Below are 14,998 nucleotides of genomic sequence, written 5' to 3'. Positions count from 1 at the left end.
CAGAGGGTCAGGCGGATGTTCTGAATCCATGTCCTGCACAGTTGCTTGCGGGACAGGGCACGCGGCATTGTGGGCTATATTTGGTGGCAGACCTGTGCAGCGCGCGACGCGCTCTTTTCGCCTTCCCGGAGACCCAACACCATGAAAGTCAGCGACATCCTTCGCGTCAAGGGCAACACCTTGTACACCGTCACCCCCGAGGAGCCGCTGGCCGACGCCGTGAACCTGATGGCCGAGCGCGACATCGGCTCGCTGGTGGTCATGGAGCTGGGCGACCTGGTGGGCATGCTCACCTTCCGCGAGGTGATCCAGGCCATCGTGAAAAACGGCGGCAGCGTGGGCACCATGCAGGTCCGCTCGGCCATGGACGATGCGCCCCTGACCTGCACGATGGAAACCGAGATGGACGAAGTGCGCCGCATGATGCTGGACCGCCACGCGCGCTACATGCCGGTGATGGACCGCCGCATGCTGATGGGCGTGATCAGCTTTTACGACGTGGCCAAGGCCGTGGTGGACAGCCAGAACTTCGAGAACAAGATGCTCAAGGCCTACATCCGCGACTGGCCCGAGGACGAATCCGGCGGCTGATGCCGGGGGGGGGCAGGACATTGCCCTTGCACCCTGCGGCCCCGGCCTTGTTGTTCGCGGGCTGCGGTGGCGTCTTCGTCAGCGCTTGTGCGGTGCCTGCGCGCACAGCCAGGCCTCGATCTCGTCGGGAGGCATCGGCTTGCCGAACAGGTAGCCCTGCATCACCGGGCACCCGTGGGCCTGCAGCCACTGCTGCTGGCCGGGTGTCTCCACCCCTTCGGCCACCACCGCCATGCCCAGGCTGTGGGCAATGCTCAGCACCGACACCGTGAGCGCGCGCGCCGTGGGGCTGGTGGTGAGGTCCCGCACGAAGGCCATGTCCAGCTTCAGCTCCGAAATCGGCAGGCGGTGCAGGTAGCTCAACGACGAGTAGCCGGTGCCGAAGTCGTCCAGCGACAGCCTGAACCCCCGGCTGTGCAGGGTGTCGATGTTGGTCCGCGTCATGGGGCGCGCGTCCATCATCACGCTTTCGGTGATCTCCAGCAGCACGTCGCCGGTGCGCAGGCCGTGGCGCGCGAGCGCCTCGCAGACCTGCTGCGCGAACTCGGGCTGGTGAAAGCTGCGCCCCGACAGGTTGACCGCGACGCAGGGCACGTCATGCCCCGCGGCACGCCAGGCGGCCAGCTGTGCGCAGGCCTGGTCGAGCAGCCACAGCGTCAGCTCGTGGATCAGCCCCGCCTCTTCGGCCACCGCGATGAACCGGCCGGGCGGCACCATGCCCCAGTCGGCATGGTGCCAGCGCGCCAGCGCTTCCACCCCATGCAGGGTGCCGGGTGAGCTGCTGAGCACCTGCGGCTGGTAGTGCAGCGTGATGCCGCTGCGCTCGGCCATCGCCTGGCGCAGCGCGCGCTCCACGGCCACGCGCTCCTGGGCGTGCCGGTTCATCTCGGCACTGAACAGCTGCAGGCTGTGCCGGTGGTCGCTCTTGGCCTGGTACATCGCCTGGTCGGCGTGGCGCAGCAAGGTGTCGATGCTTTCGCCGTCGCCGGGGAACATGGCGATGCCGATGCTGGCGTGGCAGACGTGCGCCTGGCCCTCGATGTCCATGGGCGCTGCCACGGCCTCCAGCAAGGTGCGGGCCGTCTGCACGGCGCGGTCGGTGTCGCATTCGGGCAGCAGCAGCACGAACTCGTCGGCCGCCAACCGGCCGATCAGGTCGTGCTCTCGCAGCGCACGGGACAGCCGCCGGGCGACCTCGCACAGCACGGCGTCTCCGGCAGCGTGCCCTTGGGTGTCGTTGACCTGCTTGAACCGGTCCAGGTCCACGAACAGCACGGCGCCGCCGTGCCGGGCAGCCTGCAGCTGGGCGAGCCGGTGCTCTGCGCTGTCGTGGAACAGTGCGCGGTTGGGCAGGCCGGTGAGGGCGTCGAAGAACGCCAGCTGGTGCAGGCGCTGGCGGGTGGCGTTGCGCTCGATGGCCAGTGCGCACAGGTGCAGGCACATGTCCACCAGCCGCTCGTGCAGGGCATCGGGCTGGCGGGGCTCGCGAAAGTAGAACGCGAGCGTGCCGGCGACCTTGCCCTGGTGGTCGCAGATGGGGCTGGACCAGCACGCCTTGAAGCCGCTGGCGAGGTAGAGCGCGCGGTCCTGGTCCGTCCACAGCGGGTCGGTCGCGATGTCGGTGGTGAGCACCGGCTCGCGCCGGTAGGCGGCGGTACCGCACGAGCCGGCACTGGGGCCGATGGGCAGGCCGTCGATGGCCCGGCTGATGGCGGCGGGCAGGCCCGGTGCGGCCAGCGGGCGCAGACGGCCCTGGTCATCCACCGCCAGCACCGAGGCCGTGACCTCGGGGGCGATGCGTTCCACCTCGTCGCACAGCAAGGCCATGAGCCCGGACAGGGGCAGCTCGTTGACCAGGCCTTCCAGCACGCGCTTTTGCAGCATCTCGTGCATCTTGGTGAGCGTGATGTCGGTGAGGATGGTGATGCTGCCGCCGGGCCCGCCCGAGGCCTCGTCGGAGGCATTGATCATCATCGACACCCAGCGCGGCTGGCCCGACTTGCTATACAGCAGCGTCTCCACATGGAACGAGCCGCTCGTGCCCAGGCTGCCGCGGATCTGCCCGAGCAGGTCGGGGTCGGAGCGCGGGCCGATGAGCACGTGGCTGAGGTTGCGCCCCAGCACCTCGTGGGCTTCAAAGCCGAACAGGCGGGCGAAGCCCTCGTTCACATACACCACCAGCCGCTCGCTGTTGCTCATCACGATGGCGTTGTCGCTGTCGTCGAGCGCCTTGCGCAAAGGCGCATCGGCCAGCCAGGCGGTGGGGGAGGGGCTTGGGATGCCGGGGCTCGGCGGGGCGGAGGTGGGCATGGAGGTCCCGGTGATCGTGCTGCGATGCTAGCAAGCGCGCAGGACAATGCCAAGGCCGCCTGCGTGGCGGCGCGTTGGCGCGGCGCGCCCAGGCCACACCCGGACTTTGGCGGCCTCTGCTCTGGGATAATCCTGCGCCATGAGCGGCAATACCTTCGGATCCCTATTCGCAGTCACCAACTTTGGTGAATCCCACGGCCCGGCCATTGGCTGCGTGATCGACGGCTGTCCGCCCGGCATGCTGCTGACCGAGGCCGACATCCAGGCCGACCTGGACCGGCGCCGCCCCGGCACCAGCCGCCACGTCACCCAGCGCAACGAGCCCGACGCGGTGGAGATCCTCTCGGGCGTGTACGAGGGCAAGACCACCGGCACGCCGATCGCGCTGTTGATCCGCAACACCGACCAGCGCAGCAAGGACTACAGCAACATCGCCGAGAGCTTTCGCCCCGGCCATGCCGACTACACCTACTGGCACAAGTACGGCATCCGCGACCCGCGCGGCGGCGGCCGGTCGTCGGCGCGCCTGACAGCGCCCACCGTGGCCGCCGGCGCCGTGGCCAAGAAGTGGCTGGCGCAGCGCTACGGCGTGCAGTTCCGGGCGTGCATGACGCAGCTGGGCGAGCTGGCCATTCCGTTCGAGAGCTGGGACCACGTGCGCAGCAACCCCTTCTTTGCCCCCGTGGCCGACGTGGCGCAGTACGAGGACTACATGGACGCGCTGCGCAAGGCGGGCGATTCGTGCGGGGCCCGCATCCGCGTGCAGGCCACCGGCGTGCCCGTGGGCCTGGGCGAGCCGCTGTACGACAAGCTCGACGCCGACATCGCCTACGCCATGATGGGCCTCAATGCCGTCAAGGGCGTGGAGATCGGCGCCGGCTTTGCCAGCGTGGCGCAGCGCGGCACCACCCACGGCGACTCGATGACGCCCGGCGGCTTTCGCACCAACAACTCCGGCGGCGTGCTGGGCGGCATCAGCACCGGGCAGGACCTGGAGGTGAGCATTGCCATCAAGCCCACCAGCTCCATCATCAGCCCGCGCGAGTCCATCGACGTGCACGGCCAGAGCACCGAGGTCATCACCAAGGGCCGCCACGACCCCTGCGTGGGCATCCGCGCAGCACCCATCGCCGAGGCCCTGCTGGCGCTGGTGGTGATGGACCACGCACTGCGCCACCGCGCACAGTGCGCCGACGTGGCGCCGCCCGTGCCGCCGATCCAGGCGTCGTTCCTGTAGCCGCGGCGCAGCGTCGCCGCACCTTGGCGTCGGGCGGACGATGGCGGCTGGGCGTGCAGGAATGCGCGCCTTTTTTTATTCGGTTGAGCAACAAAGGCACACCCATGCGCAGATTGAAGGCACAGGCATCCGTGGGGGCGGGATGGGCGCGCAGCGCTGCGGCGTGGGCGGCGGCAGGCGCTGCGGGCGCCTTGCTGGCGGGCTGCGGCACGGTGGCGCCCCCGCCGGGGCAGGCGGTGCCCGACCACATCGACATCACGCTCATCGGCTTTAACGACCTGCACGGCAACATGGAGCCGCCCCGCATGGCGCACACGGTGCAGACGGCGTCCGGGCCGGTGGCGGTGCCTGCGGGCGGCATGGCGTATTTCGCGAGCGCCATGGCCTCGCTGAAGTCCCGCAACCCGCACCACGCGGTGGTGTCGGCGGGCGACATGGTGGGCGCATCGCCCCTGGTGTCGTCGCTGTTCCTGGACGAGCCGACCATCGAGGCCGTCAACGCGATGCACATCGACTTCAACGCCGTGGGCAACCATGAGTTCGACCGCGGCTGGCGCGAGCTGCTCCGCTTGCAGCAAGGCGGCTGCGAGAAGTTCACCGCGCGCGAGCCCTGCCAGATCAGCCAGCCCTTTGCCGGCGCGCGCTTCGGCTTTCTGGCGGCCAATACCGTGCGGGTGGAAGACGGCCGCACGCTGCTGCCCGCCACCGGCATCAAGCGCTTCACGCAAGGCGGTGCCACGGTCACGCTGGGCGTGATCGGCCTGACCCTGCGCGCCACGCCCACCATGGTGAGCCCGTCGGGCGTGGCGGGCTTGCGTTTTGAAGATGAAGCGGACACGGCCAATGCGCTGATCCCGCAGCTCAGGGCCCAGGGCGCCGATGTGATCGCGGTGGTCATCCACGAAGGCGGCAACACCACCGCGGGCGTGCAGGCCACGAGCTGCGCAGGCCTGTCGGGCGACATCGTGCCCATCCTGGAACGCCTGGACCCTGCGGTGGACGTGGTGGTCTCGGGCCACACGCACCAGGCCTACGTGTGCGACTACGGCACGGTGAACCCGGCCAAGCCCTTTATGTTGACCAGCGCGGGCCAGTACGGCACGCTGCTCACCGACATCGCGCTGCGGGTGGACACGCGCACACGCCGCGTGGTGAGCAAATCAGCGCGCAACGTCATCGTGCAGGGCGAGGCCTTCACCGGCAGCCAGGGGCGCGTGGAGATGACGGCCGCGGTGCCCTCGTTCACGGCCGACCCGGTGGTGCAGAAGATCGTCGACACCTACCGCGCAGCCGCCGTGCCGCTGGCGCAGCGCCCGGTGGGGCAGGCGGCGGCGCCCATGCGGCGTGTGCCGACCCCATCGCTGGAGAGCACGCTGGGCAACCTGGTGGCCGATGCACAGTTGGCGGCCACGCAGGCCCCGGAGCAGGGCGGGGCGCAGCTGTCGTTCATGAACCCGGGCGGCCTGCGGGCCGACCTGGTGCCGGATGAACAGGGCCTCGTGCGCTACGGGCAGTTGTATGCGGTGCAGCCGTTCGGCAACCAGCTGGTGGTGAAAACCTTCACCGGCGCGCAGATCAAGGCGGTGCTGGAGCAGCAGTTTGCGAGCGGCACCAACACCGTCCAGCGGCCCCGCGTGCTGTCGGTGTCCGCAGGGTTCGCCTACCAGTTCGACCGGACCCAGCCGCCCGGCGCGCGCATCAGCCAGGTGGTGCTGCACGGCGTGCCGCTGCAGGACGACACCCCCGTGCGGGTGGTGATGAGCAGCTACCTGGACAGCGGCGGCGACAACTTCACCGTGCTGACCGAAGGCCGCGACCGCCTGGTGGGCGGGCTGGACCTGGATGCGCTGGAAGCCTACTTTCGCACGCGAAGCCCGGTGGCGGTGCCCGCCACGGACCGCATCCGGTCCGCTGCAGCCACCGCACCGACGGCACCTGCCGCACCACCGGCGCGCTGAGGCGGGCGTCGGTTACCCCTTGCCAGGGCGCAGTGCGGCGAGCCAGCGTAGCGGGTTGAAGCCCGTCACCAGGCCGGTGGCCACCAGCACCAGCGCGCCGCCCCAGAGCATGCCCGGGCCCAGCGCCTCGCCCAGGAACACATGGCCCCAGGCCACGCCGAACAGCGGGATCATGAACGCCGAGCTCATGGCCGCCACCGGCGAGACCTGCGACAGCACGCGCAGGTTGAGCCAGTAGGCCAGGCCCGAGGTGAAGACGCCCATCACCACCACCGCCGCGACGGCGCCGGTGGTAAAGCGTGCCTCGGGCAGGCTCCAGGCCGCGCCCGGCAGCAGCAACACCAGCGCGGCGGCGTGGATGCCCGCCGCGATCGCCAGGGGCGACATGCGCGTGGTGGCGCGCTTCATCCAGGTGGTGGAGATGCCATAGCAGGCCGATGCGACGATGCAGCCGAGTGCGGCGATCAGCAGCGTGGGCGTGGGCTCCACGGGGCCCAGCTGCACGATCAGCGCCACGCCCGCAAAGCCGCACAGGCACCCCAGCCATTTGCGCAGGCTCAGCGTGTCTTCCTTCATCCACGCAGCGGCCAGCACGCTGAACGGGACGGCCATGGTGTTGAGCAGCGAGCTGTAACCTGCAGGCAGGTACAGGGCCGCCCAGGAATACAGCAGAAAGGGCGCAGCCACCGTGAGCGTGCCCAGCCCCAGCAGCTCGCGCCAATGGCGCCACGGCCAGCGCTCGCCGGCCACGCGCATGATGCCGATCAGCGTGAGCGTGGCCAGGCCGATGCGCAGCGCCGCCATCACGTTGGGCCCGAGCACCGGGCTGGCAATGCGGATGAAGAGGAACGAGGCGCCCCACAGGGCAGACAGCAGCACGAGCTGCAGGAAGTGGCGTGATTTCACCGGGCGCATTGTCGGGCACCGCGCCGGGCGTTGCCTGCACGGCTGCAGCGGTCGATGGGAGCGAAAAATGCCTCTACCGCTCGACCAGTAAGCGCTGGCAGCTATTGAAAATATAGCAAACGAATTGCGGTGCGCAGAGTAGGGCGTGCACCGAGCACCGTGCAATGTGCAACAGGTGGCGCTCAGCGGATGACGGTCGGTTCACCCTTGGTGCGCGCCGCTGTCATGGGGTGCAAGGTCCGCAGGCGCAGCTTGTCAGCGCTGTGCCCATCACTTCCAGGGCGGGTCTGCCAGGGGTGCCAAGAGCGGCATGCGCAGGAGCGCATTGCCGAGCGGGTGCTATGAAAATAGTAGCTTCTGGCGCACACCAAGCAAGCGGTAGAGGCTATTTATACCCAAAAGTGGCAATGCCGAAACAGCCTGGGGCGGGCCAGTGGCAGCTCACTTGCGGACTTCGTCCACCATCGCGCGGAAGTCGTCGATGTCCTCGAAGCTGCGGTACACGCTGGCAAAGCGGATGTAGGCCACCTTGTCGAGCTTTTTCAGCTCGCGCATCACGAGTTCGCCGATGCGCGCGGACATGATTTCACGCTGGCCCAGGTTGAGCAGCTTTTCCTCGATGCGCTCGATGGCGCTGTCGATCTGCGTGGTGCTCACCGGGCGCTTGCGCAGCGCCAGGTTGAACGAGCCCTGCAGCTTGCCGCGCTCGTACTCGATGCGACGGCCGTCCTTTTTCACGATGGCCGGGAAGCTCACTTCCGGCCTCTCGTAGGTGGTAAAGCGCTTGTCGCAGGCGCCGCACTGGCGGCGGCGCCGGATGAAGTCCCCTTCTTCAGACACCCGCGTTTCGACGACTTGCGTTTCGAGGTGGCTGCAGAAGGGACACTTCATGGGAGCTGATCGGCCGGAGTCGGTGGATTAGCGGTAGACAGGGAAGCGGGCGGTCAGCGCGTTGACCTTCTCGCGCACGGCGGCGATGTTGGCTTCGTCGCGGGGGTTGTCCAGCACGTCGGCGATCAGGTTGGCCGTGGTGCGCGCTTCTTCTTCCTTGAAGCCGCGCGTGGTCATGGCCGGGGTGCCGATGCGCACGCCGCTCGTCACCATCGGCTTTTCAGGGTCGTTGGGGATCGCGTTCTTGTTGATGGTCATGTGGGCGGCGCCCAGCACGGCCTCGGCTTCCTTGCCGGTGATGCCCTTGGCGCGCAGGTCGACCAGCATCACGTGGCTTTGCGTGCCGCCGGAGACGATGCGCAGGCCGCGTGCGGTCAGCGTCTCGGCCACCACCTTGGCGTTCTTCACCACCTGTTCCTGGTAGGCCTTGAAGTCGGGCTGCAGCGCTTCCTTGAAGGCCACGGCCTTGGCCGCGATCACGTGCATCAGCGGGCCGCCTTGCAGGCCGGGGAAAATGGCGCTGTTGATGGCCTTCTCGTGCTCGGCCTTCATCAGGATGATGCCGCCGCGCGGGCCGCGCAGGCTCTTGTGCGTGGTGCTGGTCACCACGTCGGCGTGGGGCACGGGGTTGGGGTACACACCCGCGGCGATCAGGCCGGCGTAGTGGGCCATGTCCACCATGAAGATCGCGCCCACGTCCTTGGCCACCTTGGCAAAGCGTGCGAAGTCGATGTGCAGGCTGTAGGCCGATGCACCGGCGATGATGAGCTTGGGTTTGGTTTCGTGGGCCTTCTTTTCCATCGCTTCGTAGTCGATGGCTTCGTTGGCATCCAGGCCGTAGGACACCACGTTGAACCACTTGCCAGACATGTTCAGCGGCATGCCGTGCGTGAGGTGGCCGCCTTCGGCCAGGCTCATGCCCATGATGGTGTCGCCGGGCTTGAGGAAGGCCAGGAACACGGCCTCGTTGGCCGACGCGCCGCAATGGGGCTGCACGTTGGCGGCTTCGGCGCCGAAGATCTTCTTGACGCGGTCGATGGCCAGTTGCTCGGCCACGTCCACATGCTCGCAGCCACCGTAGTAGCGCTTGCCGGGGTAGCCTTCGGCGTACTTGTTGGTCAGCTGGGTGCCTTGCGCCCACATCACGGCGGGTGAGGCGTAGTTCTCGCTGGCGATCAGCTCGATGTGGTGCTCTTGGCGGGCGTTCTCGGCCTGGATGGCGGCAAAGAGTTCGGGGTCGGTTTGTTCGACAAGAATATTGCGGTCGTACATTTTTTGGCAGTCCTATGAACTTGTGTCCCTTGAAACAAGGGCTGCCCAGGCGAACGGCTGAACGCGGCGGGCATGACACCCGTGCGGCACGCTCCCCAGTGGTTCACAAGAGGCCAGCCCTTGTCGGTTTCCACGTCAGCGGCAGTCCTGTGCAGGAGCTGCGCCTATCGCCAGTTGCGTACCCCGCTAGTGTAGCTGAGCCGGCGCGCGCAGGATGTGTCCGATGCGGGTGGGGTTGCCTGGCACGGCATGGGCCGCCAGCAGGGGCGGCCGCACCAGGGGTCAGAGGTCGGAGAGCAGTGCCACCTTGTCGGCACTGGGGGCGGGAGCGGGCGTGGCAGGCGAGTTGGCTGCGGGCACCATCTGCACGGGGGCCTGGGTCGAGAGCATCGGCGGCGTGGTGGGCACCGCGCGGCCACCGGCGACCTGGCGCAGGCGAAAGTGCTCGGCCATCACCTTGGCGGCATAGCCGCCGTCATCGGCCAGGTTGGCGGCGCCTACGTAAAAACGCAGTCCGCCTTCCACCGAGCCGGCGCGGGCGATGCATTCCTGCAGCACCTTCACGCCCACCCGCAGATTGCTCACCGGGTCGAACGCGGCAAAGTGGCCGCCGAAGTTCTGGTACTTGTCGGTGTGGATGTTGGTCATCACCTGCATCAGGCCCTGGGCACCCACTGCGCTTTGCGCAAACGGATTGAAGCTCGACTCGATGGCCATGATGGCCAGGATCAGCGTGGGGTCGATCTTGGCGCGGTGGCCGATGTCGTAGGCCTCGGCCACCAGCACGGCCAGCGGTTCGGGCGCCACGCGGTACTTCTTGCTCAGCCAGAAGGCGACGGCGGCCTGCTCCTTGGGCAGGTCCTTGGGGTTGCTTGCGGTGGCGCGCTCGCTCGCCTCGGGCTCGATGGGCATGCCGACCACTTCGACCTGGCGCGCCTGCAGCCAGTTCATGAGCTGCTCTTCGCCCGCCTGGCGCAGGTCGGGCCGGGCCGTGAGGGTGATGACCACGAAGGCCACAGCCAGGCCGATGAGGGCGAAGCTGTTGTGGGTGATTTCAACGAAGCCTTCGGTCACGTCGGACACGAAGGTCCTTACGCCGGAGACTAACTTTCCTGACGCTGTCATAGCTCTTCCTTTCTGAAGCGCAGCAGGACAGGCGGGACAGTCAGTCAGTCAGTGACTGAGCCCTGCGCCTTTCCCGGCAGTCGCCTGGATTGGTACGCCATCGATTCGGGCAGCACGGTGGGGAACGTGCCCTGTGCCCTGGTTCGACTTAGCCGGGTTCGGCAGCGGGTTGGGGTTTTTACTAGCCCTGTTTTTGGGGCTGGCGGATTCTAGAAGTTCACTAAATGCATAGTCAATACTAAGAAAAAGCTTTGTTAGATTGATAAGTCATGAAAAAACTGTAAGAAATCACAGTTTTTGGCGCTTTTTGGCAGGACGGTGGTCGGTCGGGAGCAATGCCTTGTTACAAGCCGATGTCAAATTCAATCGGCCCCGATTGCATCATTGAGAATGGTGTTTGAGTTCGCGGTGCAACTTTGGTAAGGTGCAGTTGCCTGTAGTTTTCAGGCATCGCCAGACGAAGCGAAGTCTCCCGCCGAGGGCATTCAGTGCCACGGTGCAGCAGACCCAGCTTCCACGGCACCCCTTGGAGGCAATACCTTGCCTCCGCGCCTTGCGGACCTTCATCTCCGCATTGCGACCGATGGCAAAGACCGTTGTGTCAGCCGTCAAGCCCGGCAGGCAGGCCTTCAGGCACTGTCTGCCGGGCTTTCTTGTTGGTGCTGTGCCCTTTGCAATTGGGCATTGGCGTCTATATATAGATAATGGGGCTTGTCTCTCTGTGGCGCACAGGCTTCCCACAAGGCGCGCGGCGAGTCCGGCACGCCCAGGCCTTGTGCCAGATCACATCCCCGGGCTTGGCGCGGTGCCCGCAACGGCCCCAACCCAGAACCCGGTGAAAATAGCCCCTTTGTTGCCTTGGCTCGCCTTGCAGTGCGGCGGCCGTGGCAGGTCCTTTTGGCAGTGCGCCAGAAGACGCCTTTGTTATCCATTGGATCCATGTTTCCATTTTTTTCTCGCAGCAAAATGTCCGACGCACCTGACGTGAATCCGGCTCCGGCCAAAACCCATGAGCCCCATCCGCTGGATGCGCTGACCGGCGGCGCTTTTTCGGCCGCCACGTCTGGCGAGCGCGCTTCCCGCATCCGTGACTGGCTGGCCACGCAGCCCGCACCCGAGCAGCTGCAGGAGGTCTTCAAGGAGCTGAGCGGGCGCGACAAGGGTGCGGCACGTGCCGTGCGCGAGCGCCTGGACGAGATCCGCCGCGCCAAGGGCCAGGAGGTCATCGCGGCCGAGTGGGCCGAGAAGGCCCAGGCCCTGCTGTCCGCACCCAAGCTCAACATCGCCGATGCGCTGGCATGGCAGCGCGATGCCGCCAAGGCGGGCGCGCCGCTGTCGCGCGAGCCGCTGTCGCTGCTCAAGGTGCAGGTGGCCGACCGCGTGAAGGTGATCGAAGACCTGCAGCACCGCGTGCAGGTGCAGCGCGAGGCCGCCGTGCTGCTGGCCCAGCGCATCGAAGTGCTGTCCACCAAGCCCTGGCGCGACGCGCAGGCGGCGCTGGAACTGCTGCGTGCCGATGTGGCCCGCTGGCAGGAGCAGGCGCAGGAGCTGACCGGCGACGCGAGCTGGGCCAGCGTGGAGGCGCGCTTCCCGCCGCTGCTCGATGCATCGCGCACGCAGCTGCTGGTGGTGTGGGAGGCGTTCCAGCCGGCCCTGGCCCAGGCCGTTGCCGCATCGGATGACACCAACGCCCCGCTGCCGCCCGTGCCGGTGTGGGCTGATGAGCTGCGCGCTGCGCGTGGCCTGCCCACGGAGGCGGCTGCGGCCGCCGCTGCTGCAGCAGCCGCTGCCAAGCCCGCCCGTGCCGCCAAGCCCAAGGTCGCGCCCGAGGTCGTCGAGAAGGCCGCCGACACCGTGCGTACCGCGCTGGCCACCCTCGAGAAAGAAACCGCCGAAGGCCATGGCAAGGCCAGTGCCGGTGCTGCCGCCGCACTGCGTGCTGTGCTCAAGGTGCATGGCAAGCACATCGACAACGCGCTGGAACAACAGGTCCACACGGCCCTGGTGGCTGCGGGCGAGCTGGAAGGCTGGCAGCGATGGAGCGCCGACCAGGTCCGTGAAGACCTGGTGGCCAAGGCCGAAGCGCTGCTCAACCGCCCCGAGGGCCAGGCCCTGGGCGGCCGCAAGATGCAGGAAACCCTGCGCACCCTGCGCGAGCAGTGGAAGCAGGCCGACCAGGGTGGTGCGCCCAACCACGCGCTGTGGAAGAAGTTCGACGAAGCCTGCAACGCCGCGCACAAGGTGGTCGAGGCCTGGCTGGACAAGATCCGCTCGGAAGCCGCAGAGCACAAGGCCCAGCGCCTGGCATTGATCGAAGAGGTCAAGGCCTGGGCGGCGGAGCACGCCACCTCCGGCGACTGGAAGGCGATCAACCGCGCCCTCCATCAGTTCGGCGACCGCTGGCGCGAAGGCGGCCATGTGGGCGAGAAGCTGTTTGCCGAACTGCAGCCCCTGTGGAAGCAGGCGATCTCTGCCGCTGCAGCTCCGCTCGAGGCTGCGCAAAAGGACAGCCTGGCCCGCCGCCACGCCATGATCGACGAAGCCACGGCCCTGGGTGCTGCCCCCGCGCTGCGCATCGACGCCGTCAAGGCGCTGCAGCAACGCTGGCAGGCCGAGGCGCAGACCGTGCCGCTGGACCGCAAGCACGAACAAAAACTGTGGGATGCGTTCCGCAAGCCCATCGATGAAGCCTTCAACCGCAAGACGGCGGACCGTGAACGCTCGGTGACTGAGCTGAGCGCCCGTGACCGCGTGGTGCTGGAAGCCTCCAAGGCCCTGGAAGCCGCGAACGCGACAGGTGATGCGCAGCAGATCCGCTCTGCGTTGCAAGCCCTCGAAGCCGCCCTGCGCGGCCAGGCCCAGGCTGCCGAGGCGGCCACTGCGGCTGCGAAGGCCGAAGGCAATGCCGCTGCCGCGCCGGCGGAATCTGCAGAGCCGGCGGCGGCTGCTGCTGCTGAATCTGGATCGGATGGCGAAGCGTCGGCAGAAGGCGAAGCCGCAGAAGCTGCTGCGCCGGCCCCTGCCCCTGCAGCGCCGCCCAAGCCCGCACGCCCCGTGGTGGCGGTGCGCGGCGACGACCGCCCCGGCATGAAGAAGGACGCGCCCGCAGCCCCCGGCCGCGGCGCACGTCCTGGCGACCGCCGCGACGGCCGCCCGGGTGACCGCGATGCAGGCCGTGGCGCCCCGCGCGGCGATGGCCGCTTCGGCGGTGCAGAGCGTGGCGACCGTGGTGGCCGCTTTGGCGACCGCCCGGCGTACGAAGACCGTGGCCCCCGCCTGGGTGATACGGCCTTCCGCGCCCAGCGTGATGCCGTGGAGCATGCGCAGCAGGCCCTGAAGAAGCTGGCGGCACAAGCCCATGGCGAGGCGCTGACCCAGTTGATGACGGCTTGGGAAAAGCGTGACGCAGCCCTGGTGCCCAGCACCCAGGAGCTGGGCTCCGGCGTGACCGCATCCGTGCGCAGCGCCTGGACGCAGGCCGTATCGTCGGCACCCCAAGGCGATGCGGGCGAGGCGCTGCTGCGCCTGGAGATGGCGGCCGAAGCACCCACGCCCGCCGAGCACATCGCGGCGCGGCGCATGCTGCAGCTGCAATTGCTCACCCGCCGCAACGACCCAGCACCCGCACAAACCTGGGGGCAGGACGCCGCCCGCGTGCTGGCCAGCCCCAGCGACGCTGGCAGTGCGCGCCGCCTGCAGACGGTGCTCAAGACGCTGCTGCGCAAGTAACGCAGGGCCGGCGTTGCACCCGCTTCGGCCTTCGCCACGCACGGCATGAGCAGGGCCGGCGCTGCGGTGCTGCCGCAGGTTCGCATCCGGGCCTTCCAGGCGGCCACGGACGAGGCCGCCGCCGTCGCGCTATGGCGTGACTGCGGCCTGGTGCGGCCCTGGAACGACCCCCACAAAGACATTGCCCGCAAGCTGCAGGTGCAGCCGGAGCTGTTTCTGGTGGCCACGGTGGTCGCGCCGGGCGGCGAGGAGGGGCAACTGGTGGGCACCGCCATGGCCGGCTACGACGGCCACCGGGGCTCGGTGTACTACCTGGCGGTGGCACCTGCGCACCAGTGTGCCGCGCTCGGCCGGCGCCTGATGGACGAAGTGCAAGAGCGCCTGCTGGCGATGGGCTGCCCCAAGATCCACGTGCTGGTGCGCACCGGCAACGCTCAGGTGCTGGGCTTCTACGACCGGCTGGGCTATGAACGCCATGAGTCGCTCAGCCTGGGCAAGCGTCTGATCCCGGACGACTGAGACTCGATCGCCACGAGCGCGGTCAGGATGGAGATGGCGTTGCGCCAGGGGCATGGGGCACCGCCGCGCTGGGTTTGGTCCACGCAGTGCAAGGCCAGTGGGGTGCCGGGGCCTTGCGACGCCATGAACGCAGGCAGCCGGTGCTGTTGAACACAGCCGCCACCAACAAAAAAGCCGTTGCGGATGCAACGGCTTTTTATGTGTTTGGTGCCCAGGAGAGGACTCGAACCTCCACGATGTTACTCGCTAGTACCTGAAACTAGTGCGTCTACCAATTCCGCCACCTGGGCTTTCAGATCAGCCTCGAATTATAGGACAACAAATTCGGGTGTCGGATCAAATGTTGAAGATTTTTGAAAAATGTCTTCGGCAGGCTGCAGGGGGTGCGTTCTTGCAGTGCGATGCGCTGCGTGCAGTCCGCGCGTGCCGCACCGCGTGGTGTGGCACGGCAGCGGAGGGT

The 14,998-nt window shown here is 67.8% G+C and carries 10 protein-coding genes, 1 tRNA gene and 1 riboswitch; of the genes, 5 read left to right on the top strand and 6 right to left on the bottom strand.

The genetic code is table 11. The annotated features are described in order from the left end of the window. Positions 1–141: 141 nt before the first annotated feature. Complete coding sequence (locus ASG27_RS25405; protein ID WP_056163554.1) at positions 142–591, top strand: CBS domain-containing protein; 450 nt, start codon at positions 142–144, stop codon at positions 589–591. A gap of 78 nt (positions 592–669) precedes the next feature. Here ASG27_RS25405 and ASG27_RS25400 read toward each other — a convergent pair whose 3' ends face one another. Next, on the bottom strand, positions 670–2,901 hold the full coding sequence (locus tag ASG27_RS25400) for a sensor domain-containing protein (protein WP_056413404.1): 2,232 nt from the start codon (positions 2,899–2,901) through the stop codon (positions 670–672). 139 nt (positions 2,902–3,040) lie between these two features. Here ASG27_RS25400 and aroC point away from each other — a divergent pair, with 139 nt between their 5' ends. Both aroC and ASG27_RS25390 read left to right on the top strand, forming a co-directional pair. Then, the gene (aroC, locus tag ASG27_RS25395; RefSeq protein ID WP_056413400.1) at positions 3,041–4,138 is read left to right on the top strand and encodes a chorismate synthase; all 1,098 of its coding nucleotides are present in this window, start codon (positions 3,041–3,043) and stop codon (positions 4,136–4,138) included. Between the two features lie 104 nt (positions 4,139–4,242). Further along, complete coding sequence (locus ASG27_RS25390; protein ID WP_056413397.1) at positions 4,243–6,096, top strand: bifunctional metallophosphatase/5'-nucleotidase; 1,854 nt, start codon at positions 4,243–4,245, stop codon at positions 6,094–6,096. Between the two features lie 12 nt (positions 6,097–6,108). Here ASG27_RS25390 and ASG27_RS25385 read toward each other — a convergent pair whose 3' ends face one another. The 4 genes from ASG27_RS25385 to ASG27_RS25370 form a co-directional block, all read right to left on the bottom strand. Then, positions 6,109–7,011, bottom strand: a complete 903-nt coding sequence (locus ASG27_RS25385) for a DMT family transporter (RefSeq protein WP_056413394.1) — start codon at positions 7,009–7,011, stop codon at positions 6,109–6,111. 432 nt (positions 7,012–7,443) lie between these two features. Continuing rightward, the gene (gene nrdR / locus ASG27_RS25380) at positions 7,444–7,893 is read right to left on the bottom strand and encodes a transcriptional regulator NrdR (protein WP_056413391.1); all 450 of its coding nucleotides are present in this window, start codon (positions 7,891–7,893) and stop codon (positions 7,444–7,446) included. A 27-nt stretch (positions 7,894–7,920) separates the two neighbouring features. Next, on the bottom strand, positions 7,921–9,165 hold the full coding sequence (gene glyA / locus ASG27_RS25375; RefSeq protein ID WP_056413387.1) for a serine hydroxymethyltransferase: 1,245 nt from the start codon (positions 9,163–9,165) through the stop codon (positions 7,921–7,923). A 36-nt stretch (positions 9,166–9,201) separates the two neighbouring features. Further along, positions 9,202–9,353: riboswitch (ZMP/ZTP riboswitch) on the bottom strand. Between the two features lie 94 nt (positions 9,354–9,447). Then, the gene (locus ASG27_RS25370) at positions 9,448–10,290 is read right to left on the bottom strand and encodes a lytic transglycosylase domain-containing protein (protein WP_056413384.1); all 843 of its coding nucleotides are present in this window, start codon (positions 10,288–10,290) and stop codon (positions 9,448–9,450) included. 939 nt (positions 10,291–11,229) lie between these two features. Here ASG27_RS25370 and ASG27_RS25365 point away from each other — a divergent pair. Together ASG27_RS25365 and ASG27_RS25360 are read left to right on the top strand one after the other, a co-directional pair. Further along, entirely contained in the window at positions 11,230–14,019 is a 2,790-nt protein-coding gene (locus ASG27_RS25365) for a DUF349 domain-containing protein (protein ID WP_056413381.1), read from the top strand. A gap of 45 nt (positions 14,020–14,064) precedes the next feature. Beyond that, positions 14,065–14,538, top strand: coding sequence for a GNAT family acetyltransferase (locus tag ASG27_RS25360; protein WP_082485778.1), 474 nt, complete (start codon positions 14,065–14,067; stop codon positions 14,536–14,538). A gap of 205 nt (positions 14,539–14,743) precedes the next feature. Here the strand turns inward: ASG27_RS25360 and ASG27_RS25355 are convergent. Then, a tRNA-Leu gene (locus ASG27_RS25355) sits at positions 14,744–14,828 on the bottom strand. Positions 14,829–14,998: the final 170 nt, after the last annotated feature.

The sequence above is a fragment of the Acidovorax sp. Leaf191 genome, from assembly GCF_001424425.1.
In the GTDB taxonomy this organism is placed as follows: domain Bacteria; phylum Pseudomonadota; class Gammaproteobacteria; order Burkholderiales; family Burkholderiaceae_C; genus Acidovorax.
Note: the sequence above shows the minus strand (reverse complement) of the source record. Positions and strands in the feature narration are given on the sequence as shown.

Excerpts from the sequence above, each read along its gene's own strand:
- ASG27_RS25365 (WP_056413381.1), top strand. The coding sequence starts at position 11,230 with ATGTTTCCATTTTTTTCTCGCAGCAAAATGTCCGACGCACCTGACGTG.
- ASG27_RS25400 (WP_056413404.1), bottom strand. The coding sequence starts at position 2,901 with ATGCCCACCTCCGCCCCGCCGAGCCCCGGCATCCCAAGCCCCTCCCCC.
- aroC (WP_056413400.1), top strand. The coding sequence starts at position 3,041 with ATGAGCGGCAATACCTTCGGATCCCTATTCGCAGTCACCAACTTTGGT.
- nrdR (WP_056413391.1), bottom strand. The coding sequence starts at position 7,893 with ATGAAGTGTCCCTTCTGCAGCCACCTCGAAACGCAAGTCGTCGAAACG.
- ASG27_RS25385 (WP_056413394.1), bottom strand. The coding sequence starts at position 7,011 with ATGCGCCCGGTGAAATCACGCCACTTCCTGCAGCTCGTGCTGCTGTCT.
- ASG27_RS25390 (WP_056413397.1), top strand. The coding sequence starts at position 4,243 with ATGCGCAGATTGAAGGCACAGGCATCCGTGGGGGCGGGATGGGCGCGC.
- ASG27_RS25370 (WP_056413384.1), bottom strand. The coding sequence starts at position 10,290 with ATGACAGCGTCAGGAAAGTTAGTCTCCGGCGTAAGGACCTTCGTGTCC.
- ASG27_RS25360 (WP_082485778.1), top strand. The coding sequence starts at position 14,065 with ATGAGCAGGGCCGGCGCTGCGGTGCTGCCGCAGGTTCGCATCCGGGCC.
- glyA (WP_056413387.1), bottom strand. The coding sequence starts at position 9,165 with ATGTACGACCGCAATATTCTTGTCGAACAAACCGACCCCGAACTCTTT.
- ASG27_RS25405 (WP_056163554.1), top strand. The coding sequence starts at position 142 with ATGAAAGTCAGCGACATCCTTCGCGTCAAGGGCAACACCTTGTACACC.